The sequence below is a fragment of the Streptomyces sp. NPDC102270 genome, from assembly GCF_044766405.1.
GTDB lineage: Bacteria > Actinomycetota > Actinomycetes > Streptomycetales > Streptomycetaceae > Streptomyces.
The window spans coordinates 187629-209341 of sequence record NZ_JBIWLX010000003.1 but is presented as its reverse complement, the minus strand read 5'-3'; the positions used below and the strand labels follow the sequence as shown (position 1 = coordinate 209341).

General features: G+C 71.3%; 17 protein-coding genes and 1 pseudogene. 11 read left to right on the top strand and 7 right to left on the bottom strand.

The window, feature by feature from the left end; genetic code table 11:
* The first annotated feature begins 68 nt into the window (after window positions 1–68).
* From ACIRP7_RS06335 to ACIRP7_RS06325, 3 genes are read left to right on the top strand one after another with little or no spacing between them, the layout of a single operon-like run.
* Window positions 69–824 (top strand): (Fe-S)-binding protein, encoded by a 756-nt coding sequence (locus tag ACIRP7_RS06335; RefSeq protein WP_403654620.1) that lies wholly within the window; start codon window positions 69–71, stop codon window positions 822–824.
* Window positions 821–2299: a LutB/LldF family L-lactate oxidation iron-sulfur protein gene (locus ACIRP7_RS06330; RefSeq protein ID WP_403654618.1), complete on the top strand. Its 1479-nt coding sequence runs from the start codon at window positions 821–823 to the stop codon at window positions 2297–2299. Before ACIRP7_RS06335 ends, ACIRP7_RS06330 begins: the two co-directional genes overlap by 4 nt.
* Window positions 2296–2952 (top strand): lactate utilization protein C, encoded by a 657-nt coding sequence (locus ACIRP7_RS06325; protein ID WP_403654616.1) that lies wholly within the window; start codon window positions 2296–2298, stop codon window positions 2950–2952. The genes ACIRP7_RS06330 and ACIRP7_RS06325 overlap by 4 nt, the downstream gene beginning before the upstream one ends.
* On the opposite strand, the gene ACIRP7_RS06320 is transcribed toward ACIRP7_RS06325, so the two are convergent.
* The 3 genes from ACIRP7_RS06320 to ACIRP7_RS06310 form a co-directional block, all read right to left on the bottom strand.
* A complete protein-coding gene (locus ACIRP7_RS06320; protein ID WP_403654614.1) occupies window positions 2925–5894 on the bottom strand; it encodes a family 78 glycoside hydrolase catalytic domain in 2970 nt (989 codons plus the stop codon). The two genes, ACIRP7_RS06325 and ACIRP7_RS06320, sit on opposite strands and share 28 nt — an antisense overlap.
* 149 nt (window positions 5895–6043) lie before the next feature.
* Window positions 6044–6643: a hypothetical protein gene (locus ACIRP7_RS06315; RefSeq protein ID WP_403654612.1), complete on the bottom strand. Its 600-nt coding sequence runs from the start codon at window positions 6641–6643 to the stop codon at window positions 6044–6046.
* Window positions 6644–6700: 57 nt separating this feature from the next.
* Window positions 6701–7345 carry a hypothetical protein gene (locus ACIRP7_RS06310; protein ID WP_403654610.1) on the bottom strand — a complete coding sequence of 215 codons (645 nt, stop codon included), beginning with the start codon at window positions 7343–7345 and terminating at the stop codon, window positions 6701–6703.
* Window positions 7346–7487: 142 nt separating this feature from the next.
* Between ACIRP7_RS06310 and ACIRP7_RS06305 the strand changes: the two genes are divergently transcribed.
* The 4 genes from ACIRP7_RS06305 (at window position 7488) to ACIRP7_RS06290 (ending at window position 11941) form a co-directional block, all read left to right on the top strand.
* Window positions 7488–8273 (top strand): ABC transporter ATP-binding protein, encoded by a 786-nt coding sequence (locus ACIRP7_RS06305; protein WP_403654608.1) that lies wholly within the window; start codon window positions 7488–7490, stop codon window positions 8271–8273.
* A 3-nt stretch (window positions 8274–8276) separates the two neighbouring features.
* Window positions 8277–9587: an FtsX-like permease family protein gene (locus tag ACIRP7_RS06300; RefSeq protein WP_403654606.1), complete on the top strand. Its 1311-nt coding sequence runs from the start codon at window positions 8277–8279 to the stop codon at window positions 9585–9587.
* A 153-nt stretch (window positions 9588–9740) separates the two neighbouring features.
* On the top strand, window positions 9741–10598 hold the full coding sequence (locus tag ACIRP7_RS06295) for an AAA family ATPase (protein ID WP_403655128.1): 858 nt from the start codon (window positions 9741–9743) through the stop codon (window positions 10596–10598).
* Window positions 10595–11941: a VWA domain-containing protein gene (locus ACIRP7_RS06290; RefSeq protein WP_403654604.1), complete on the top strand. Its 1347-nt coding sequence runs from the start codon at window positions 10595–10597 to the stop codon at window positions 11939–11941. The genes ACIRP7_RS06295 and ACIRP7_RS06290 overlap by 4 nt, the downstream gene beginning before the upstream one ends.
* Window positions 11942–12297: 356 nt before the next feature.
* Here ACIRP7_RS06290 and ACIRP7_RS06285 read toward each other — a convergent pair whose 3' ends face one another.
* Complete coding sequence (locus ACIRP7_RS06285) at window positions 12298–12999, bottom strand: SDR family oxidoreductase (RefSeq protein WP_403654602.1); 702 nt, start codon at window positions 12997–12999, stop codon at window positions 12298–12300.
* A gap of 124 nt (window positions 13000–13123) precedes the next feature.
* Between ACIRP7_RS06285 and ACIRP7_RS06280 the strand changes: the two are divergent.
* Window positions 13124–13962: pseudogene (locus ACIRP7_RS06280) on the top strand (NAD(P)-dependent alcohol dehydrogenase).
* 19 nt (window positions 13963–13981) lie between these two features.
* Here ACIRP7_RS06280 and ACIRP7_RS06275 read toward each other — a convergent pair.
* The 3 genes from ACIRP7_RS06275 to ACIRP7_RS06265 form a co-directional block, all read right to left on the bottom strand.
* On the bottom strand, window positions 13982–14341 hold the full coding sequence (locus ACIRP7_RS06275; RefSeq protein ID WP_403654600.1) for a cupin domain-containing protein: 360 nt from the start codon (window positions 14339–14341) through the stop codon (window positions 13982–13984).
* Between the two features lie 130 nt (window positions 14342–14471).
* On the bottom strand, window positions 14472–15455 hold the full coding sequence (locus tag ACIRP7_RS06270) for a threo-3-hydroxy-L-aspartate ammonia-lyase (RefSeq protein ID WP_403654598.1): 984 nt from the start codon (window positions 15453–15455) through the stop codon (window positions 14472–14474).
* A 42-nt stretch (window positions 15456–15497) separates the two neighbouring features.
* A complete protein-coding gene (locus ACIRP7_RS06265) occupies window positions 15498–16151 on the bottom strand; it encodes a transcriptional regulator (RefSeq protein ID WP_403654596.1) in 654 nt (217 codons plus the stop codon).
* A 141-nt stretch (window positions 16152–16292) separates the two neighbouring features.
* On the opposite strand from ACIRP7_RS06265, the gene ACIRP7_RS06260 reads away from it, so the two are divergent.
* From ACIRP7_RS06260 to ACIRP7_RS06250, 3 genes are read left to right on the top strand one after another with little or no spacing between them, the layout of a single operon-like run.
* A complete protein-coding gene (locus tag ACIRP7_RS06260; protein WP_403655126.1) occupies window positions 16293–17459 on the top strand; it encodes an MFS transporter in 1167 nt (388 codons plus the stop codon).
* 28 nt (window positions 17460–17487) lie between these two features.
* The gene (locus ACIRP7_RS06255; protein ID WP_403654594.1) at window positions 17488–19245 is read left to right on the top strand and encodes a beta-galactosidase; all 1758 of its coding nucleotides are present in this window, start codon (window positions 17488–17490) and stop codon (window positions 19243–19245) included.
* Window positions 19245–21629 carry a beta-galactosidase gene (locus tag ACIRP7_RS06250; RefSeq protein WP_403654592.1) on the top strand — a complete coding sequence of 795 codons (2385 nt, stop codon included), beginning with the start codon at window positions 19245–19247 and terminating at the stop codon, window positions 21627–21629. Before ACIRP7_RS06255 ends, ACIRP7_RS06250 begins: the two co-directional genes overlap by 1 nt.
* Window positions 21630–21713 lie beyond the last annotated feature (84 nt).

The following is a 21713-nucleotide window of genomic DNA, read 5'->3' as shown; positions in this document are numbered from 1 at the left end:
GGGTCTCCCCCGGGGCCCGCGCCCGGACTACGCTTCACTCATCCGACGATCGACCACAAGGAGCCGCGATGCGTGTCGCCCTGTTCCTGACCTGTGTCAACGACACGCTCTATCCGGACACCGGGCGCGCTGTGGTGAAACTGCTGACCAGGCTGGGCGTGGACGTCGACTTCCCGATGTCCCAGACCTGCTGCGGGCAGGCGCACTACAACACCGGCTACCGGCACGAGGCGGAACCACTGGCCCGGCATTTCTCCGATGTCTTCCGGGACTACGAGGCGATCGTGACGCCGTCCGGCTCCTGCGGAGCGATGGTGCGGGAGCTGTATCCGCGGATGGGTGAGCGGGCCCGGGCCGAGGGGCGCGGGGAGAGCCTCGCGGCCGTGCTGGCGCCCGTGGTGCCGAAGACCTACGAGCTCACGGAGTTCCTGGTGGACGTGCTCGGGGTGACGGACGTCGGGGCGTACTACCCGCACACGGTGACGTACCACCCGACCTGTCACGGGTTGCGGAGCCTCGGGCTCGGCGACCGGCCCCGGCGGCTGCTCCGTGCGGTCAAGGGCCTGGAGCTGAAGGAGCTTCCGGGTGCCGACGAGTGCTGCGGATTCGGTGGCACCTTCGCGCTGAAGAACGCCGATGTCTCGGCGGCCATGGGCGCGGACAAGGTGCGCAACGCCGAGTCGACGGGCGCCGAGGTGCTGTGCGCGGCCGACAACTCGTGCCTCATGCACATCGGCGGCACGATGGGCCGGCTGGAGTCGGGCATGCGGCCGGTGCACATCGCGGAGATCCTGGCGAGCACGGAGGAGGTACCGGCCGTATGAGCGGGACGTTCGTAGGGATGCCGGCCTTCCCGAAGGCCGCGCACGAGGCCGTCAACAACAAGACGCTGCGCGGTAATCTGCGCCACGCCACGCACACCATCCGCGCCAAACGGGAGAAGGCCGTCGCCGAGGTCTCCGACTGGGCGGAGCTGCGTGAGGCGGGCAAGCAGATCAAGGACCACACGCTGCGTCATCTCGACCGCTATCTCGTGCAGTTGGAGGAGTCGGTCACGGCGGCGGGTGGCACCGTCCACTGGGCCGCCGACGCCGACGAGGCCAACGAGATCGTGACCAAGCTGGTCAAGATGACCGGCGAGTCGGAGGTCGTCAAGGTCAAGTCGATGGCCACGCAGGAGATCGGGCTCAACGAGGCTCTGGAGGCCGAGGGCATCCGGGCCTACGAGACCGATCTCGCCGAGCTGATCGTGCAGTTGGGCAAGGACCGGCCCTCGCACATCCTCGTCCCTGCCATCCACCGCAACCGGGGTGAGATCCGGGACATCTTCACGCGCGAGATGAGCGAATGGGGCCGCCCCGCCCCCGAGGGCCTCACCGACACGCCCGCCGAACTGGCGGAGGCGGCACGGCTGCACCTGCGGGAGAAATTCCTGCGCGCCAAGGTCGGCATCTCCGGCGCCAACTTCATGGTCGCCGACACCGGCACCCTGGTGGTCGTGGAGTCCGAGGGCAACGGACGGATGTGTCTGACCCTGCCCGAGACACTGATCTCGGTCGTCGGCATCGAGAAGATCGTGCCGAGCTGGCAGGATCTGGAGGTCTTCCTCCAGACGCTCCCCCGCTCCTCGACCGCCGAGCGCATGAACCCCTACACCTCGACCTGGACCGGCACCACCGACGAGGACGGCCCGCAGAACTTCCATCTGGTGCTGCTCGACAACGGCCGCTCCGACACCCTCGCCGACGAGGTCGGCCGTCAGGCCCTGCGCTGCATCCGCTGCTCGGCCTGTCTCAACGTCTGCCCGGTCTACGAGCGGGCCGGCGGACACGCCTACGGCTCGGTCTACCCCGGCCCGATCGGCGCGATCCTCAGCCCCCAACTCCGGGGAACGGCAAGCGAGATCGACGCCTCACTGCCGTATGCGTCGAGTCTGTGCGGGGCCTGTTACGAGGTCTGCCCGGTCGCCATCGACATCCCCGAGGTGCTGGTGCATCTGCGGGAGCGGATCGTGGAGGGCGGGCCGGTGGTCCGCGAGGGCAACAAGGTGGTGCTCAAGCCCGCCAAGGGACACGCGGCCGAGCGGTCGGCGATGCGGGCGGCCCGCTGGGCGTTCTCCCATCCCGGTGTCCTGCGTACCGGCCAGCGGGCGGCCTCGCGGACCCGCCGTTTCCATCCGCGCACCCTGCCGGGTCCCGGCAAGGCGTGGAGCGGCACCAGGGACCTGCCGCCCGTGCCCGCAGAACCGTTCCGCGACTGGTGGCAGCGCACCAACGGCGGCAAGGAGGGCGGCAAGTGAGCAGCAGGGAACGGATCCTGGGCCGGGTGCGGCGCGCGCTGGCCGATGCCCCGGGCGAGGATGCCCCGATCGAGCGGACCTATCTGCGGGAACACGGCGACCGGAGCGTCGAGGAGACCGTGGAACTGCTGGCCGAGAACCTCGCCGACTACCGGGCGACAGTGCACCGCTGCACGGCGGCCGACCTGCCGGCGACGCTGGCCGGGATGCTGGCGGCCCGGGGATCGAAGACGGTCCTCGTGCCGCCCGGTCTGGAGCGGTCGTGGCTGGCGGAAGCCGACGCCGAGCAGGTCCCGGACCGGGTCGAGAGCACTCCGGACGCGCTGGACCGGTTGGACAGTGTGGTCACGGCCTGCGCGGTGGCCGTCGCCGAGACCGGCACCATCGTCCTGGACGGCGGCCCGGACCAGGGCCGCCGCCGTATCACCCTCGTCCCGGACCACCACATCTGTGTCGTACGCGTCCCGGACCAGGTCGTCTCCTCCGTGCCGCAGGCCCTCGAACGCCTCGACCCGGTACGCCCGTTGACGTGGATCTCCGGTCCGTCGGCGACCAGTGACATCGAGCTGGACCGGGTCGAGGGGGTGCACGGTCCGCGCACCCTGGAGGTGGTACTGGTGAACGCTCAGGCGAGCGCGGAGGTCAACTCGTAGCGCCCGGAGGGGAGTTCGAAGGCCGCGGTACCGTCCTCGAAGCCCAGGTACCGCACTCCCTCGACCTGCGACAGAGCTGTGCTGCCCTCGCGCACGGAGCCTGGGTCGGCCGTGGGGATGCGCAGGGTCGCGGTGCTGTTGGCGGGGACCGCGACCCGGTGCGTGAACTCGCTCTCCCGCACCGCCCACGCGCTGACGATCTCGCCGTACGGTGACCGGTGCGCGCCGGTGACCCGGGTGATCCTTCCGGTCGGGTCGAGGTGGGGCCGCAGGAAGAAGTGCTTGAAGCCCGGGTGGGCCGGGTCCTTGGCGATGCCGGCCATGCTCTCGTACATCCACTCCATGATCGCGCCGTAGGCGTAGTGGTTGAACGAGTTCATCTCGACCGGCCCGAAGCCGTCCTCCTCGGAGTACGAGTTCCAGCGCTCCCAGACCGTCGTCGCGCCGTTCCTCACCGAGTACAGCCAGGACGGCATCGCGTCCTGGTGCAACACCTTGTAGGCCAGTTCCACCTGTCCCTCCTCGGTGAGGACGGGCGCCAGGACGTTCACGCCGAGGAAACCGACGGACAGGGTGTTCTCGGCGTACCCGACACGGGTGCTGTCGGGGTGGGTGGCCTTGTAGGCGGCCGAGTTGCCGATGTTCTCGACCAGGAGCTCGACGAGAGCACGCCGCTGGACCTCGGTGTCGTACAGGCCGAGCTTGAGGACCCAGAGCAGCGCGGTCTGGCTGTCGTCCTCGGTCCGGGTGGGACTGCCTCCCGGGGTCCACGGCGGCGGGGAGCCGAGGCTGGAACGCACGGTGAGGCGGCCGTCCTCGATGCTCAGGTACTTGGTGACGAACGCCCGTTTGATGTGGCCGAAGAGCTCCTCGTAGGCGTGGGCCTCGGCGGTGCGGCCGGTGGCGCGGGCCATGTCCGCCATGAGCCGGGCGCTGTGGGCGTAGTAGGCGTCGCTGATGAGCTGGGTGCTGGTGACCTGGAAGGCCAGCCAGTCGCCGAAGACCGCGCCCTGTCCGGCGTAGCTGTCGCCGGTGCGCGCGCGGATCCAGTCCAGGTAGGCCGTCATCGCGTCCCAGCTGCGGTCGACGATGGTGGTGTCCCCGCTCATCTGCCACACGGTCCAGGGGACGACGACCCCGCAGTCCGCCCAACCGCTCGCCGGGACCGGCTCGTTGAAGCGGGCGCCGGGCGCGATCCAGGTGAACTGGGCGCCGTCCGCGCCGTAGGTGCGCTGGGAGTCGATCAGGATGTCCTGGAAGTGGCTCAGGAAGGCGACCGCGTCGGCGTTGTAGAGACCGGTCGGGGAGAAGACCTGAGTGTCGCCGGTCCAGCCGCAGCGTTCGTCGCGCTGCGGGCAGTCGGTGGGCACCCAGAGGTAATTGCCGCGCTGGCCCCAACGGACGTTGCTGATCAGCTGGTTGATGTCGGGATCGTCCGTGTCGACGGTGCCGATGTCGTGGAGGGCGGAGGTGGCGACCCTCCCGGTCAGTCCGGTGAGGGTGACGGTGGCGGTCGTGGTGACGGAGAGGTGGCGGAAGCCGTAGAAGGTCAGGGAGTCCTCGTGGGTCTCGCCGTTCGGGTCGCCCTTGAGGATGTATGTGCTGGCCGCCTCGGCGGTGCGGAGGTTGGCCCGGTAGACGGAGCCCTCGGGGCCGTCCGCGCCCGCGCTGGTGTCGTTGAGCATCTCCCCCGGCCTGAAGGTGACTTCGGCTCCGGCGGGACCGCGGAGGGTGTAGCGGGGGACGCCGACGAGGTTCTGGCCGAGGTCGATCACGGCTGTGTCGCCGGGGTGCAGGGTGAGGGAGGTGGTGGCGGCCTCGGTGGGGTCGGTGACCGTGCGGGCGGGGTCGGCGACGAAGTCCGTGCCGCCGGTGTAGACCGTGATCGATCGCGGCCTGCGGTCCCACTCGGGCATCAGCCGGGCCGACTCGCCCGGGTAGGCGACCAGCCGGGAGTCGGGGAAGCGGGTGGTGAAGTCGTGCTCCTCCGTTCCGGACCAGGCGGAGGCGTCGAAACCGTTCCCGGTCCAGCCGGGCAGTTCCCGGCGGGCGTCGTAGGTCTGGCCGTCGTAGATGTCGTCGGCGCGGTAGGGGCCGGTGTCCGTGGCCCTCCAGCCGTCGCCTGCCGTGGTCACGACGGCCTGCGTGGAGCCGTCCTCGTAGCGGATCAGGAGCTTGGCCTTGAGCGCGAGGCGGTTGCCGGCCTCGGAGTAGTAGACGCTGTGGTCGGAGACGCGGCCGTTGTACCAGCCGTTGCCCAGCACGGCCGCGAGGGTGACCTGCGGCTGCTCCGCGAGCAGGCCGGTGACGTCGTAGGTGAAGTAGCTGACCGTGGTGTCGTAGTTGGTCCAGCCCGGGGTGAGGAGTTCGTACGTGGTGCCGCCGTCCTGGGGCACGGTGACCCGGCGGCCGTTGACGTAGGCCTCGTACACGCCGAGCGCGGAGACGTAGAGCCGGGCCTCGCGCACCTGGTCCGCTGTCAGGGTCGTCTGCCTTCTGAGGAGCGGCGCGCCCGCGCTGTTCGGCGCCTTGCCCGCCATGCTGATCCACTGCGCGCCGTCCCAGCCGGTCACGCCGTCGGTGCTGAGCAGGCCGGTCTCGAAACGGGCCGCCGGGGCCTCGGGGAGCCTGTGGCCGGTCTCGTCCCAGACCTGGACGGTCCAGTGGTAGCGGGTGGAGGGGCGCAGTTCGGGGCCGGCGTAGCGCACGGCCACCGAGTCCGCGGAGTCGGTGCGGCCGCTGTCCCAGACGTCCGCGCGGCCCTCGGCCAGCCGGTCGGGGGTGGACGCGACCAGGATGCGGTACGCCCTCTGCCTCCGGCCGCGGACCCGGGACGCGGTGCGCCAGCCGAATCGCGGGCGGGCCGCGTCCACACCGAGCGGGTCGGTGCGGTGCTCCACCGTGAGGCCCTCGACGGCGGTGTGCTGGACTCCGTCGGTCATACCGTGGTCCCTTCGGCGGCTCGGGGTTGTATCGATTCAGCCGGTTCGGCGGTCGAAGCTACTGGACGAACGGGACGGGTGTCCACTGTTCGCGTCGCACGTTGAAACCGTTCAAAAACCGGAAAGCCACCTCCCGCGCCGCCGTCACGTCAGCAGTAGACGATCGGGCAGCTGCGCCGCAGGGAGTGCTGGGCGGCGCGCAGGTACAGCGCCACGTAGAACGCGGCGTCCAGGTCCTCGGCCCACGGTCCCGGTCGTGCGGCCGCGACGTCCTTCGCCGGCCCGTCCAGGAACCACATGGTCAGGTCGAGGTTGTCGCAGGCCGCCGGTATCTCGTCCACCGGCAGGCCGACGGCCCGCGCGAGCCGTTCGGCGAGGGCGAGCACCTGCGGGGCGCCGACGACCATCGTCGTGTCGGCGTAGGCGTTCTCGACCGGCAGCCGGATCTCCTCGTCAAGCGCGAACGGCACCAGCAGCGACCAGTCGCAGAGCATCTCGTACTCCTGCTGCGACAGATGCGCGCGGCACAGCGTCTCGAACCCGTCCATGGGAGGCACCAGCTTCTCCTCGAACGAGAGCCCCGCCCCGCGCACCACCCGCTCCGGTTCATCGGGCACCGACTCGTACGGAGGCAGCCCCCGGCGGCTCAACTCCTCGGCGAGCGCCGCGGCGAGGGTGCCCCGGCCGCCCTCGTCCTCATCCGTGTCGAACCACTCCTGCGCACCCACACTCACCAGATAGATCCCCATGCCCGGAAACGTACAGCGCCCCACTGACAATGCCCCGCCCCTTCCCCGGGCCCTCGGTCAGGGGCCGGTCAGCAGGAGGGTGGGCAGGGTGTCCTCCAGGATCCGCTCGCGGGGCAGGGTGAGGCCGAAGTGCCGCTGGAGCACCTCCAGGCAGGCCCGGTGCACGGCGAGGTCTTCGAGTTCGTCGTCGGGCAGGCCGGCCGCGGTGAGCCGCTCCTGGACGGCGGCGACCACCTCGGGATCGCCCTCGGGGCTGCCGTACCCCCAAGTTCCGTCCAGGTGCAGGTTGAACGCGCACATCAGGTTCTCGTCGTGGCGGTAGGCGAAGTTCGGGGGCACCGGCTTGCCGTTCTCCTCCTCGTACTCCAGGTGAAAGACGTGCAGGCCGCCGCGGTCGACCGGCCGGCTGCCCGTGCCGAACTCGCCCTGCCAGCCGCCGTACTTGATGACGTACGACCACTCGTCGAGCTCGCCGTGGCGCAGCGCGATGCCGTCCAGGACCTCGCCGTACAGGCCTTCCAGCAGGTCCTGCACCTGGCGGCCGGTGAGTTCTCCGATGGCGCGGGGCCGGTAGGGCCGGTGGGCGGTCTCGGCGATCCGCCGCGCCAGCGACTCCGATTCGAGGTCGGGTGCGATCACCACGCTGTAGCCGCCGTACGCGATGGACTGCGGTTCGGCGAGCCAGGCTATTCCGTCGGTCATGGCGGTCAACCCTGCCGTATCCGCCATGGTGGTGTCACTGAGTACACCCCTGAAGACGGGTTCTGTGCCCAATGTCCCGAGGCCCGCGGCTCCGTAGTTTCTTCAGCGAGGCACACGGCGTGCCGGACGAAGGGGGACGACGATGTTTCGGACAGGCTCACGACGCACGTACGACACGGGACCCGCCGCCGAGGCACTGCGGCTGGTGAAGGTCAGCAGGACCTACGGCACGGACGACAGTGCCGTGACCGCCCTGGACGGGGTCACGCTGAGCCTCGCCCGGGGCACGTTCACCGCGGTGATGGGTCCTTCGGGGTCCGGCAAGTCCACGCTGTTGCAGTGCGCGGCCGGTCTGGAGCGGCCGGACAGCGGCATCGTGCGGGTGGACGGCACGGAGCTGACGGGCGGAGGCGAGGCCGAGCTGACCAGGTTCCGGCGGGGGCGGGTCGGGTTCGTGTTCCAGCAGTACAACCTGCTGGAGACGCTGACCGTCGCCCAGAACACCGTCCTGCCGCTGAAGCTCGCCGGCCGGAAGGTGGACCGGAGGCGGGCGGAGGAGGTCCTGACGGCCGTCGGTCTCGGCGACCGGCTCGGGCACCGGCCCGACCAGCTCTCCGGCGGCCAGCGGCAGCGCGTGGCGATCGCCCGCGCGCTGGTCGCGGACCCCCGTGTGATCTTCGCGGACGAGCCGACGGGCGCCCTGGACACCCGTAGCGCGCGGGACGTGCTGCGACTGCTCCAGGAGGCGGTGCGGGTGCACGGCAGGACCGTGGTGATGGTGACCCACGACCCGGTCGCCGCCTCCTATGCCGACTCCGTGCTGTTCCTCGCGGACGGCCGGCTCGCGGGCCGGATGGACGCGCCGACGCCGGACGCGGTGGCCGAGCGCCTCGCGCATCTGGGCGACGACATGACAGTGGGGGTGTGAGCGATGTTCATGCTGGCGATGCGGTCGATACGGCAACGGCCCGGACGGTTCCTCGCGACCCTGCTCGCCGCCTTCCTGGGCGCGGGGATCATCATGACGTTCAACTCGCTGTACGACACGGCCGGCCGGCCGGGTGTCGATCCGGTGAGCTCGGACACGCTGACCACGTCGGCGAGTGTCGTCGGAGGCTACGGCACGCTTCTGGTGTTCTTCGCGGTGGCCTCGACACTGACGGTCAACGTGCGTCAGCGTGCCGCTGAGCTGGAGCTGCTGCGCTGTTCGGGGGCGACGCCGGGGCAGATCAGGCGGATGGTCGTGGGCGAGTCCGTGGCGGTCGCCCTGATCGGGGCCGTACTGGCGATCGGTCCGGCGATGCTCGGCGGGCAGGCACTGCTGGAGGTGTTCCAGGACAGCGGCCAGGTCGCGAAGGATGTGGACCCCTCCTTCGGTGTCGTCGCGTTGATGTCCGGCATCGACATCACCCTGGTCGCGGCGGCGGGCGCCGCCTTCCTCGCCCTACGACGGGCCACGCGCCGGCGTCGGCCGCGGGGTCGGGCGCGCACGTTCCTCGCGTACGCGGCGCTCGGCGTCGGGGCCATGTCGGTGACCTCCACCTTCGCCTTCTCGGCGACGGACGAGGCGCTCATGGCGACTCCGGCCTATGGGGCGATCCTGCTGTCCGTGGGGTTTGCGCTGCTCTCGCCGCGGCTGCTGAAGGGTGTCCTGGACCGGTTGCCGCTGACCGGCGCGAGCGGCTGGCTGGCCGTGCGGAACCTGCGGCGACGGGTGGAACACCTCTCCGGGATCCTGATGGCGCTGATCCTCTTCACGGCCGTGTCCGTGGCCACGCTGTACATGCAGGGTGTGGAGAGCGACGCCATGAAGGCCTCGGGCGCGGTCAGGACGGTCGACGCGAAGAACCTCCAGACGCTGAACCTCACGGTCGTCGGCATCATCGTGGTGTTCGAGTGCGTGATGCTGGTGAACTCGCTGTACGCGGCGACGACCTACCGGGGCCGGGAGTTCGGCCAACAGCGGCTGGCGGGGGCGAGTCCGGGGCAGGTGCTGGGCACGGTGGGCGTGGAGGGGCTGATCCTCACGGCGGTCGGGCTGTTCTTCGGCACGGTGGCGGCGCTGGCCGGGATCATTCCGTTCACGGTGGTCCGCAGTGACTCGGTGCTGCCGCACCAGGGGCTCGGCATCTGGCTGGCGGTGGTGGCGATCGCGACGGCCGCGACGGTCGGGACGAGCCTGGTCACGGCCCGCAGGGTGCTGCGTACTCCGGCGGTGGAGGCGGTGGGACTGGCGGCGTGAGGAGCTGCGGGCGGCGGGGGCGTCACTTCGGTGACGCCCCTTCCTGCTGCCCCGCGTCCGCGTCCGCCGGCCTTCGAACACGTTTACAGACGGGGTGAACAAGCGCTTAGATAGTTGACGGAACGAGTTCGCGCCGCCCTGGAGGCCCCGTTGCTGTTCACATCCGTCGACGACGTCTCCGCACGCCTCGCCGAGACCGGCTACCTCGCCTCGCCCGCGGTCGCGACCACCATCTTCCTCGCCGACCGGCTCGGCAAGCCGCTCCTGGTCGAGGGTCCCGCCGGGGTCGGCAAGACGGAGCTGGCCAAGGCGGTGGCCGAGGTCGCCGGGGCGCGGCTGGTCCGGTTGCAGTGCTACGAGGGCGTGGACGAGTCCCGGGCGCTGTACGAGTGGAACCACGCCAAGCAGCTGCTGCGTATCAGCGCCGGCCGGGACGAGACCTGGGACGAAGCCCGCACGGACATCTTCAGCGAGGAGTTCCTGCTCCCCCGGCCCCTGCTGACGGCGATCCGCGGCGACGAGCCCACGGTGCTGCTGATCGACGAGACCGACAAGGCGGACGTCGAGGTCGAGGGCCTGCTCCTGGAGGTACTCAGCGACTTCCAGGTGACGGTCCCCGAGCTGGGCACGATCACCGCGTCCCGCCGTCCCTTCGTCGTCCTCACCTCCAACGCCAGCCGCGAGCTGTCGGAGGCCCTACGCCGCCGCTGCCTGTTCCTGCACATCGGCTTCCCGGACGAGGAGCTGGAGCGGCGGATCGTCCGGCTGAAGGTGCCGGGTCTCGACGAGACGCTGGCCAGGTCCGTGGTCCGGGTGGTGGGGGCGCTCAGGGCCATGGACCTGCGCAAGGTGCCCTCGGTCGCGGAGACCATCGACTGGGCGCGCACGCTGCTCGCGCTCGGCGCGGACCACCTCGACGAGACGGTCGTACGGGACAGTCTGGGCGTGCTCCTCAAGCACCAGGACGACATCCTCAAGGCCGGGGCCAAGCTCGACCTGGACGCGGTGTGAGCACCGCCGACCGGCTCACCTCCCTGGTCGGGGCCCTGCGCGCGCACGGTGTGCGCATCGGGACCGGCGAGACGGTGGACGCGGCGCAGGCGGTCGAGGCGCTCGGACTCGCCGACCGCGAGCGGCTGCGGGAGGGGCTGGCGGCGACCCTGCTGCACAGCACGGCCCAACGGCGGGTGTTCGACCCGGTCTTCGACCTGTACTTCCCACGGGGAGTCGGCGCACCCGGCACCGGCCCCGCGGACCGGGAGGAGCTGCGCGAACGTCTCGCCAAGGCCCTCGCCGCGAACGACGAGACATTGATGGCCCGCCTCGCGGCGGAGGCCGTCGACGGGTTCGGCGGGTACGGCAACTCCCCCTCCTCGGACGGCTGGTCGTCGTACCAGACGCTCGACCGGCTGCGCCCGCAGACGCTGCTGGCGCGCGTGCGCGACGACGTGCGGGGGCAGCAGGGCATGTCGGGGTTCACCGACCGGCTGCTCGAGGACGAGATCCGGCGGCGCATCGAGGCGTTCCGCGCGCTGGTGGCGGCGGAGGCCCGGCGGCGGGTGGCGGAGCGGCGGGACAGGGACGAGATCGCCCGGCGGGCGGTGGCGCCGACGACCGACCGGGTCGACTTCCTGTTCGCCGGGAAGGACCGGTTGGCCGAACTGCGGCGCACGGTCCAGCCGTTGGCCCGCAAGCTCGCCACCCGGCTCGCGGCCCGCCGCCGTCGCGCCGCGCGGGGCACCATCGATCTGCGGCGGACCCTGCGCGGTTCGCTGTCGACGGGCGGGGTGCCGATGAAACCGGTGCTGCGCCGACGCCGACCCGCCCGGCCCGAACTGGTGCTGCTGTGCGATGTGTCGGGCTCGGTGTCGGGGTTCTCGGACTTCACCATGCTGCTGGTGCAGGCGCTGCACGACCAGTTCAGCAAGGTGCGGGTGTTCGCCTTCGTCAACCGCCTCGACGAGGTCACCCGGCTCCTCCAACACGGGGCGGCCGACGCGGCGGGACTCGGCGCCCGGATCCGGGCCGAGGCCACGCTCACGGGGTGGCACGGCAGCAGCGACTACGGCGTGGCGCTGGGCGAGTTCGCGTCGCTGTACGGGGACGGGCTGAGCCCGCGCACGACCGTGTTCGTCCTCGGTGACGCCCGCACCAACATGAGCGACCCGAACCTGCCCGCGGTCCGGGAGATCACCGAACGGGCGCGCCGTGTCTACTGGTTGAATCCGGAGGCACGTGCGCAGTGGGGCACGGGCGACTCGGCCGCGTACGAGTACGCCGAGCTGGTGGAGATGCACGAGTGCCGCGATGTCCGCCAGCTCAGCGCCCTGGTGGGACGGCTGCTGCCGATCTGACGAACGGCTCGGGCGGGACGCGGGCGCGCTGGATACCGTCCAGGCCGGGCTGCGTGTCGACCGATCGCTGCGTTCCACGCCCCGGCGTGCGGTCGGTGCGCGGCGGCACCTGGGCGGCGATCGGTCCGCGAGTGTGGGGGCGGGGCCACGGCTCGGCGGCACGTTCGTCCACGCCGACATCCTGGGCCGGCCGCACCGGGGGCCGGCCGGTACGCGCCGGCCGGGCTCGCCGCGGCACCTGGCCTGCGATCCCGGTCCGCGGGTGGGGGCGGAGCCCCCGAACTCGGCGGCACGTGTCCGCACCGACGCCCGTACCGCCGCCGTCCTGTGGCGGCCGTGCCGGGCGTCCAGGTGGCTCAGGCCGTCAACTGCGGGTACAGCGCCGAGAGGTCTGCGGCGAGTCCGGCCTTCACCTGGCGGCTCAGGTCGTCGGCGAGTACCTCGAAGGCGCCGGAGGCGATGCCGTCGAGGGCCTGCGCGGCCACACTCTCGGGGGTGACCTTGGGGGCGTCGACGTTCGCGGTCATGTCCGTGTCGACGTATCCGACGTGCAGCCCGGTGACCTCGATGCCGCGCGGCCTCAGGTCCAGGCGCAGGGAGTTGGTCTGCGACCAGAAGGCGGCCTTGGAGGCGCTGTAGGAGCCGGCGAGACCGATCCATGACAGTACCGAGTGGACGTTCAGGATGTGGCCGCCGCCGTTGCGCTCGATGACCGGCACGAAGGCGCGGGTGACGAGGAGGGGGCCGTAGAAGTTGGTCTCGAACTCGCGGCGGACGTCGTCGACCGGTGAGTCCAGGAAGTTCGCGTTCACGGACGCGCCGGCGTTGTTGATCAGCAGGGTGACGTCCTGGGCCTGCTCGGCGGCGGCCGCGACGGAGGCGGGGTCGCTCACCTCGAGGGCCAGCGGCACCGCGTCCGGGTGGGTCACGGTCCGCGGGTCGCGGGCGGTGGCGTACACCTTCTTCGCGCCCCGCTCGTACAGCGCGGTCACCAGTGCCCGGCCGATACCGCGGCTGCCGCCGGTGACCAGGGCGACGGAACCTTCGATGGTGGTCATGCGAGTCTCCAGGAGCATTGAGAAACTGATTGGTTTACCTACACCGAATAGAGTAAACCGATCGGTTTCCGATGGCAAGCGAGGGTCCCTTCCCCACCGGTACGGCTCGGCGGACACGCCGGAGCTGAGGGAGGTCGAGCAACCCGTACCCGCCGCCGACGAGGTGTTCTGCGGGTGCACGCCGCCTCGGTCAACGCCTACGACTGGCACTACCTGCACGGTGACCCGAAGATCGCCCGGCTGTCGTTCGGGCTGCGCGCGCCGAAGGTGCGGATCCGGGGCCGGGACTTGCGGGCCACGCCGAGGCGGTCGGGGCGGGAGTCAAGGGGCTGCGTCCGGGCGACGAGGTGTACGGCGAGACGGACCTCAAGCCCGCCGGCCTCTCCTTCGAGCAGGCGGCCGCGATGCCGCTGGCCGCGAACACCGCGCTCATCGGACTGCGGGACGTGGCCGGAGTCCGGGCCGGACAGTCCGTCCTGGTGAACGGCGCGTCGGGCGGCGTCGGGACGTTCGCCGTGCAGATCGCGAAAGCGTACGGCGCCGAGGTGACCGGCGTGTGCGGCGCGCGCAACGTCGAGCTCGTCGGGTCGCTCGGGGCGGACCAGGTCGTCGACTACCCCCGGGAGGACTTCGCCTGTGCCGGACGTCGCTACGACGTGGTGCTGGACCTGGTGGGCAATCGTTCACTGGGCGATCTGCGGCGCGCGGCGACTCCTGCCGGCACGATCGTCCTGTCCGGCGGGGGTGTCTACGAGGGCGGCAGCGTCCTCGGCCCGGTGCGGCTCACGCTCCGGGGACTGCTCCTCTCCCCAGGACAATCTCCAGGTCCTGCGGGAACTCACCGGGGCAGGCGGGATCGCCCCGGCCGTCGAGCGGATGTATCCGCTCGACGAGGCGGCCGAGGCCATCCGGCATCTGGAGGTGGAGCACGCACGAAGATCGTCATCACCATGTGAGAGGTGACGGCCCGGGACGGACGTGCTTACCGGCCCTTCGCGTACTCCCTCGCCATGCCACCCGCGAAGTCGTAGACCACGCACTGCTCGTCGCCGACGACCCAGGCGTCGTGCCCTGGCCCCGCCACGAAGACGTCACCGGGGCCCACTTCGCCCTCTCCGCCGCCGTCCATGGCGATGTGCATACGGCCCTGGACCACATAGCCGTTGTGATGGACCTCGCAGCTCTTGGTGCCCGCGATCGGTGCCACGGACTCGGACCAGCGCCAGCCGGGCTCGAAGGTGCCCACGGCGAAGTCCAGTCCGGACATGTGGACCGCTTCCAGATGCCCCTTGGGGAAGTCCCTGCGCTCGTCCGGCTTGTCGAGCGTCTTGATCTCGAACATGACGGCTCTCCCTTCCGGCCGTGTCGCAGCACGGCCGGGGCCGGTCTCCGTCTCCCACCCACGCCGGGCGGCACCGGCGGGGGCCGAGCCCCATCCCTCCATCGTCCGCCCGTCCGGCCGGGACTGCCATTCAGGCGAGGTCGCCGCCCGCACAGAGCCGCGCGAAGCGCTCCGCGTCCACATTGCCGCCGGACACGATCACCCCGACCCGCTCGGGGAGGTCGCTCACCCGGCCGCTCAGCAGCGCGGCCAGCGGGGTCGCGCCGCTCGGCTCGACGACGATCTTCAGTCGCTCGAAGGCGAACCGCATGGCCGCGCGGATCTCGTCGTCGGAGACCAGCGCGATCTCGTCCACCAGCCGCTGGTTCACCGAGAAGGTCAGCTCGCCGGGCGTGTGCAGGGCCTGTCCGTCGGCGATGGTCTTGGGCACCGGGATGCTGACGCGCCGCCCCGCCTCCAGAGACCGCCTGGTGTCGTCGCCGGCCTCCGGTTCCACCCCGACCATACGGATGCCCGGGTGCAGTCCCTTGGCGGCGGTGGCGCTCCCCGCCATCAGGCCGCCACCTCCGACCGGCGCGAGCAGCGCGCCCAACTCGCCTGTCTCCTCCAGGAGTTCGAGAGCGGCCGTGCCCTGTCCCGCCATCACGTGCGGATGTTCGTACGGCGGGATGAGCGCCAGGCCCCGCTCGACGGCCAGGGCCTCGGCGATGGCCTCGCGGTCGCCGGTGTAGCGGTCGTACGTGACGATCTCGGCGCCGTAGCCCTCGGTGGCCGCCCGCTTGGAGCGTGGGGCGTCCTCGGGCATGACGATCACCGCGGTGGTGCCGAGCTCGCGGGCGGCGAGGGCGACGGCCTGGGCGTGGTTCCCGGAGGAGTAGGCGGCGATGCCCCGGCCCAGCTGCTCCGGGGTCAGCCGGGAGGCCGCGTTGTAGGCGCCGCGGAACTTGAAGGCGCCGACCCGCTGGAAGTTCTCGCACTTGAGGAGGACCTCGGCGCCGACCAGGGCGTCGAGGGTCCGCGAGCGCAGCACCGGTGTGCGGTGCGCGACGCCCTTGAGCCGGGTGGCCGCGTCCAGGACGTCGTCCAGAGTGACCGGCGGGGTGGCGGTCGTCATGAGTGCCCTCCAGTGGTCGTCACGAGTGCCGTCCAGTGGTCGTCATGAGTGCCCTCCGGTGTTCGCCTGTTTTCGGGACTGGGACAGATAGCTGTAGGCGGAGGCGCGGGAGATCCCGAGCCGTCCGGCCACCTGCTCGATCGCCCGCCGGACCGCGAACACGCCCCGTTCGTCCAGGCTGCGGAACAGGTCCAGGCGTCCGGCGCGGTCGAGCAGTGCCCACGACTGATGCCGGTGCGTATCGAGCATGACGTCGACGACGGAGTCGATGTCGTCACCGAAGGTGGTGACGGGCGGTTCCTCGGAGGGCGCGCCGGTCCCGGCCAGGGCTCCCAGCAGGGCATGGACCTCGCTCGCCGCGGTGACATCGACATTGACGCACAGCGCGCCGAAGACCGCGCCCGAGGAGTCCCGCAGGAGCATCGTCGAGGACTTGACCAGCTTGCCGGTATCGGTTCGGGTGACGTAGTTCAGCTCGTCGGCCGCCTCGTCGCCGCGGGCGAGCATCCGCATGCCGATCTCGCTCATCGCGCCGCCCACCGTGCGCCCGGTCACCGATCCCGCGATGGCCACCACCGAGTTCTCCGGCTTCCGGTAGTCGTGCAGCACCACCTCGCACACCGGCCCGAAGGTCGCCGCGATCCCGCCGACGACCGATGTGAGCGCGGCGATGATCGCGTCCCGCTCGGTCTCCATCAGGTCCTCCCACCCCCACCAGTCTCTCTAGACTAGCAATCCAGACGCTGGACAGCCAGTCCAATCCTGCCCTCCTTCCCGTCTTTGTCCATGGATCTTGACGGCCTTGATGTTACCGGTAACATCAGCTCCATGTCCTCCATGTCCTCGACGCTGGCGCCCGCGCGCACTCCGGTCTTCAGCCCGGCCGCAGTGGTCGCCTCCTGCGTCGGGTTCGTGCTCATCGGCGCACTCCAGGCGCTGTACGGTCCGGCGATCCCCGCGTTCCGCGAGGAGTTCGGACTGTCTCCCTCGGCAGCGGGGCTCGGTCTCAGCGCCCATTTCGTCGGCGGGGTGGCCGGCGTCCTGCTGTTCGACCGGCTCTTCGGCCGGATCGGCAACCGGCGGATCCTGGGCGCCTCGTACCTGCTGATGGCGCTCGGCGCGGCGGGTTTCGCGCTCGCGCCGAACTGGCCCGCCGCCCTGACCGCGGCGCTGCTCGCCGGTCTCGGCTTCGGGGGCATCGACTACGGCCTGAACCAACTGTTCGCGGTGGGCTTCGGCCACCGGTCCACCGCGATGCTGAACATCCTCAACGCGCACTTCGGAGTGGGCGCGATCCTCGGTCCGGCGCTGATCGGCGCAGTGGGTGCCGGGCACTATCCGGCGGTCTTCCTCGGTTTCGCGCTCGCCAACCTGCCGTTGCTGCTGTGCCTGAAGGGCGTACGGAACCGGGCGCCCCAGCCGTCCGGCGCGCTTCTCGACTCCCCCGGCGCGCTCGGCCGCAGCCTGGCCTCGGTGCTCTCGGTGTTCGTCGCCCTCTACGTGCTGCACGTGGGCATCGAGGCGGGCGTCGGCGGCTGGGAGCCCACCCATCTGGACACCGTGGGATACGGGGCCGGGGTGGCCGCGACCGCCACCTCCGTCTACTGGCTGATGATGACGGTGGGCCGCTTCCTGGTCGCCCCGATCGCCCTGCGGTTCTCGGCGCAGACCATCATCACCGTGTCCTGCGCGGGTATGACGGTCTGTCTGCTCCTGGCGTCCGTACGGGAGTTGGCGCCATACGCCTACGCGGGTGTCGGTCTGTTCATCGCACCGATCTTCCCCACCGGCCTGCCCTGGCTGCACCGGGCCGCCCCGGGTGCCCGACGGGCCGGCGCGCTGGTCATCGCCGCCTCGATGATCGGCGGCGTGGCGGCGGGACCGGCGCTGGGCAAGGCCATCGAGTGGTCCGGGATCCGGGCCGTGCCACTCCTGCTGAGCGGTGTCTCGGCGCTGTGCCTGGCCGCCACGCTCTGGCTCGTCCGCAGTACCCGAACCCACTGAATTCCGCCGACTCGAAGGGATGCCCCGCATGCCCGCACTGACGACGTCCTCCGACGCCTTCCTCCTGCACGGTGAGCCGTTCCGGATCATCTCCGGGGCCATGCACTACTTCCGTATCCATCCCGACCAGTGGAGCGACCGGCTGCGCAAGGCGCGGCTGATGGGCCTCAACACCATCGAGACGTATCTGCCCTGGAACCTGCACGAACCCGAGCCGGGCAGGCTCGTCCTGGACGGCTTCCTCGATCTGCCCCGCTGGCTGCGCCTCGCCCAGGACGAGGGCCTGCACGTCCTGTTGCGCCCGGGGCCGTTCATCTGCGCCGAGTGGGACGACGGCGGTCTCCCCGCCTGGCTGCTGGCGGACCCCGACATCCGGCTGCGCAGCAGCGACCCCCGCTTCACGGCGGCGTTCGACGGCTACCTGGACCGACTCCTGCCGGCCCTGCGGCCGTTCATGGCCGCGCACGGCGGTCCGGTGATCGCCGTGCAGGTGGAGAACGAGTACGGGGCGTACGGCGACGACACCGCGTATCTCAAGCATGTCCACCAGGCGCTGCGCGAGCGCGGTGTCGAGGAACTGCTGTACACCTGCGACCAGGCCAACGCCGGGCACCTGGCGGCCGGCACCCTCCCGGGCACGCTCGCCACGGTCACCTTCGGCAGCCGGGTCGAGGAGAACCTGGCCGCGCTCCGCGCCCACCAGCCCGAGGGTCCGCTGATGTGCTCGGAGTTCTGGGTCGGCTGGTTCGACCACTGGGGCGGCCCGCACCACGTACGGCCCGCCGCCGACGCCGCGGCCGACCTGGACCGGCTGCTGTCGGCGGGCGCCTCGGTCAACATCTACATGTTCCACGGCGGCACCAACTTCGGCTTCACCAACGGCGCCAACCACAAGCACGCCTACGAACCCACTGTCACGTCCTACGACTACGACGCCCCGCTCACCGAGAGCGGCGACCCCGGTCCCAAGTACCACGCGTTCCGCGAGGTGATCGCCCGGCACACAGCCACGCCCGACGAGCCGGCCCCGGCGCCCTCGCCCAAACTCCCGGTCACAGACGTGGACCTGGACCACCGGGCGCCGCTGCTGTCGTATGTCCGAGGACTTCCGTCGACCGGCACCGAAGCCCCCGCGACGATGAACGAGCTCGGCGTGCACACGGGTTACGTGCTCTACCGCACGACGCTTCCCGGTTCGGGCGACGGTCTGCTGCACTTCCCCGGCGGGGTCGGCGACCGGGCTCAGGTCTTCGTCGACGGCGCCTCGGTGGGCGTACTGGAGCGGGAGCGGCACGACGAGACCCTGTCCGTGCGTGTGCCGCACGCCGGTGCCGTTCTCGAAGTGCTCGTGGAGAACATGGGCGGGGTCAACTACGGGCCGCGCATCGGGGCGCCGAAGGGGCTGCTCGGCCCGGTGTCCTTCCAGGGCACCGACCTGCGCGGCTGGGAGTGCCGGGCCGTGCCGCTGGACGACCTGGCCGCCGTGCCGTTCGGGCCGTCCGGGGCGACCACGGACGCGGTACCCGCCTTCCACCGGGGCACCTTCGAGGTGGACAGCCCGGCGGACACCTTCCTCTCCCTGCCCGGCTGGACCAAGGGCCAGGCCTGGGTCAACGGCTTCCACCTCGGCCGTTACTGGAACCGGGGCCCGCAGCACACGCTGTACGTCCCCGCGCCCGTCCTGCGCCCCGGCACCAACGAGCTGGTCCTGCTGGAGCTGCACGCCACCACCGGTACGCGCGCCCGGCTCACCGACACGCCCGACCTCGGACCGGAGAGCGACTGATGTCCCGCCCGCACCACCTGCGCCTCCCCTCCCCCGCCGGGCCTCCGCTGACCGGGCACCTGCCCTTCGCGGACGCCCCCGGGCTGTCCGACCCGATCGAGGTGACCAGCCGCTGGCTCACCCGTGGCGGCCGCCCCTGGTTCCCGGTGTCCGGCGAGTTCCACTACTCCCGCTACCCGGCCGGGGAGTGGGAGGAGGAGCTGCTGAAGATGAAGGCGGGCGGGGTCACGGCCGTCGCCAGCTACCTCATCTGGATCCACCACGAGGAGATCGAGGGCCGTATCCGCTTCGACGGCGACCGTGACCTGCGCCGCTTCGCCGAGCTGTGCGCCCGGCACGGTCTGGCCTTCATCCCCCGTGTCGGCCCCTGGTCGCACGCGGAGGTCCGGGGCGGCGGTCTGCCCGACTGGGTCCTGGCCCGCGACTGCGTGCCCCGCACCGACGACCCCGTGTACCTGGACGCCGTGCGCCCCTGGTTCGCGGCGATCGCCGAGCAGTTGAGCGGCCTCGACCGAGCCCACGGCGGCCCGATCGTGGCGATCCAGATCGAGAACGAGCTCTACGACCAGCCCGGCCATCTGCTGACGCTGAAGCGGATGGCCCAGGAGGCCGGACTGAGCGCACCCCTGTGGACGTCGACCGCCTGGGGCGGTGTGCAACTCCCGCCGGACGAACTGCTTCCGCTGTACGGCGGCTACACCGAGGCCTTCTGGACCGAGGCCGACGGCGGCTGGCCCGACACCTGCCGCAAGCACTTCTTCTTCACCCACCAGCGCGACGACGAGGGCATCGGATCCGACCTGCGCCCGGTCACCGTGCGCGGCAGCGAGCCCGACGCCTTCGCGGACCGGTTCCCCTGGGCCACCTGCGAGTTGGGCGGCGGCATGGCGGTGTCGTACCACCGTCGGCCGTATGTCGACCCCGACGACATCGGTGCGCTCGGCCTCACCAAGATCGGCTGCGGCTCGGTCTGGCAGGGGTACTACATGTTCCACGGCGGCACCAACCCGGCGGGTGAGCTCAGCACCCTGCAGGAGTCGCATGCCACCGGCTATCCGAACGACCTGCCCGTGCTGACGTACGACTTCCAGGCCCCGCTCGGCGAGTACGGCCAGTACCGACGGACCTATCACGAACTACGGCTCCAGCACCTGCTGTTGGCGGACTTCGGGCACCTGATCGCGCCCATGGAGTCGGTGCTGCCCGAGCGGCGGCCGGACGGGCAGTTCGACCGGGACACCCTGCGCTGGGCGGTGCGCGGTGACGGCGCCTCGGGCTTCCTGTTCGTCAACAACCACCAGCCGCACGAACAGCTGCCGGACCACCCGGAGACTTCTTTCACGGTCGAATTTCCCTCCTCCGAGCGCGGGTTGACCCTGCCCAGCACTCCCGTCACGGTTCCGAGCGGTGCGTACTTCTGCTGGCCGCTGCGGCTCGACGTGGCCGGTCTGCGGCTGGAGTGGGCCACCGCCCAGCCGGTGTGCACGGTCGACGTGGACGGCCGTACGGTCCTGGTGCTGGCCGCGACCGACGGCATCGCGCCCGAACTCGCCCTGGACGCGGCCACGGTCTCGGTGGTGCACACACCCACCGGCGATGTCACCCCGGTCGGCGACCGACTGCTGGTGACCGGGCTGCTTCCCGGCACCGGCGCCCTCGTGGAGGTGGACACCGCCGAGGGCGGCCGGGTCGGCCTGCTGGTGCTGGACGCGGCGACGGCCCGTACCGTCTACCGGGGCGAGGCATGGGGTGCCGAGCGGCTGGTGCTGAGCGGGGACGGTGTGGTCTTCGACCGGGACGAGGTACGGCTGCACGGTTCGGGGGCGGCGACCTCCTTCGCCGTGCTGCCCGCACCCGAACGGGCACCCGTGGTGGACGGCGTGACGGCCGAGGCGGTCGCGGACGGGGTGTTCACCCGTTACGCGGTCCCGGCGGCACCGGCCGTTGAGGTATCCGCGCCCGAGGTCACCCTCGTACGGGCCGCAGGGCCCGCCCCCGAGACCGTCACCGGTGTCCTGGACCGGGCGAGCGCGCCGGCCGACAAGTACTTCGACACCGTGGCCGCCGAATACCACGTCGCGGTGCCGAACGGCCTGCCGCCCGGGACGCTGCTGCGGCTGCAGTGGAACGGAGACGTGGGGCGGGCGTACGTGGGAGGCACGCTGGTCGCCGACCAGTTCTGGGGCGGGCGGGTCTGGGACATCGGCCTGGACCGGCTGCCCGCGGACGCGCTGCGCGCCGGGGGTCTGCGGCTGCGGGTGCTGCCGCTGCACGCGCAGGCGCCGGTCCATCTGCCCGAACAGGCGCGCGGTGCCCGGGAGACGGCCACCGTCACACACGCCGAGTGGATCATCCGGCACACCCGGTCGGTGCCGGCGGGCTGACCTGCCCCGGAGCCCCATGCCGCCGCCCGATTCCCGGTACCGGCCCGCCTATGCTGTGCTCCCCGGGCGGGCCGGGACCGCCGT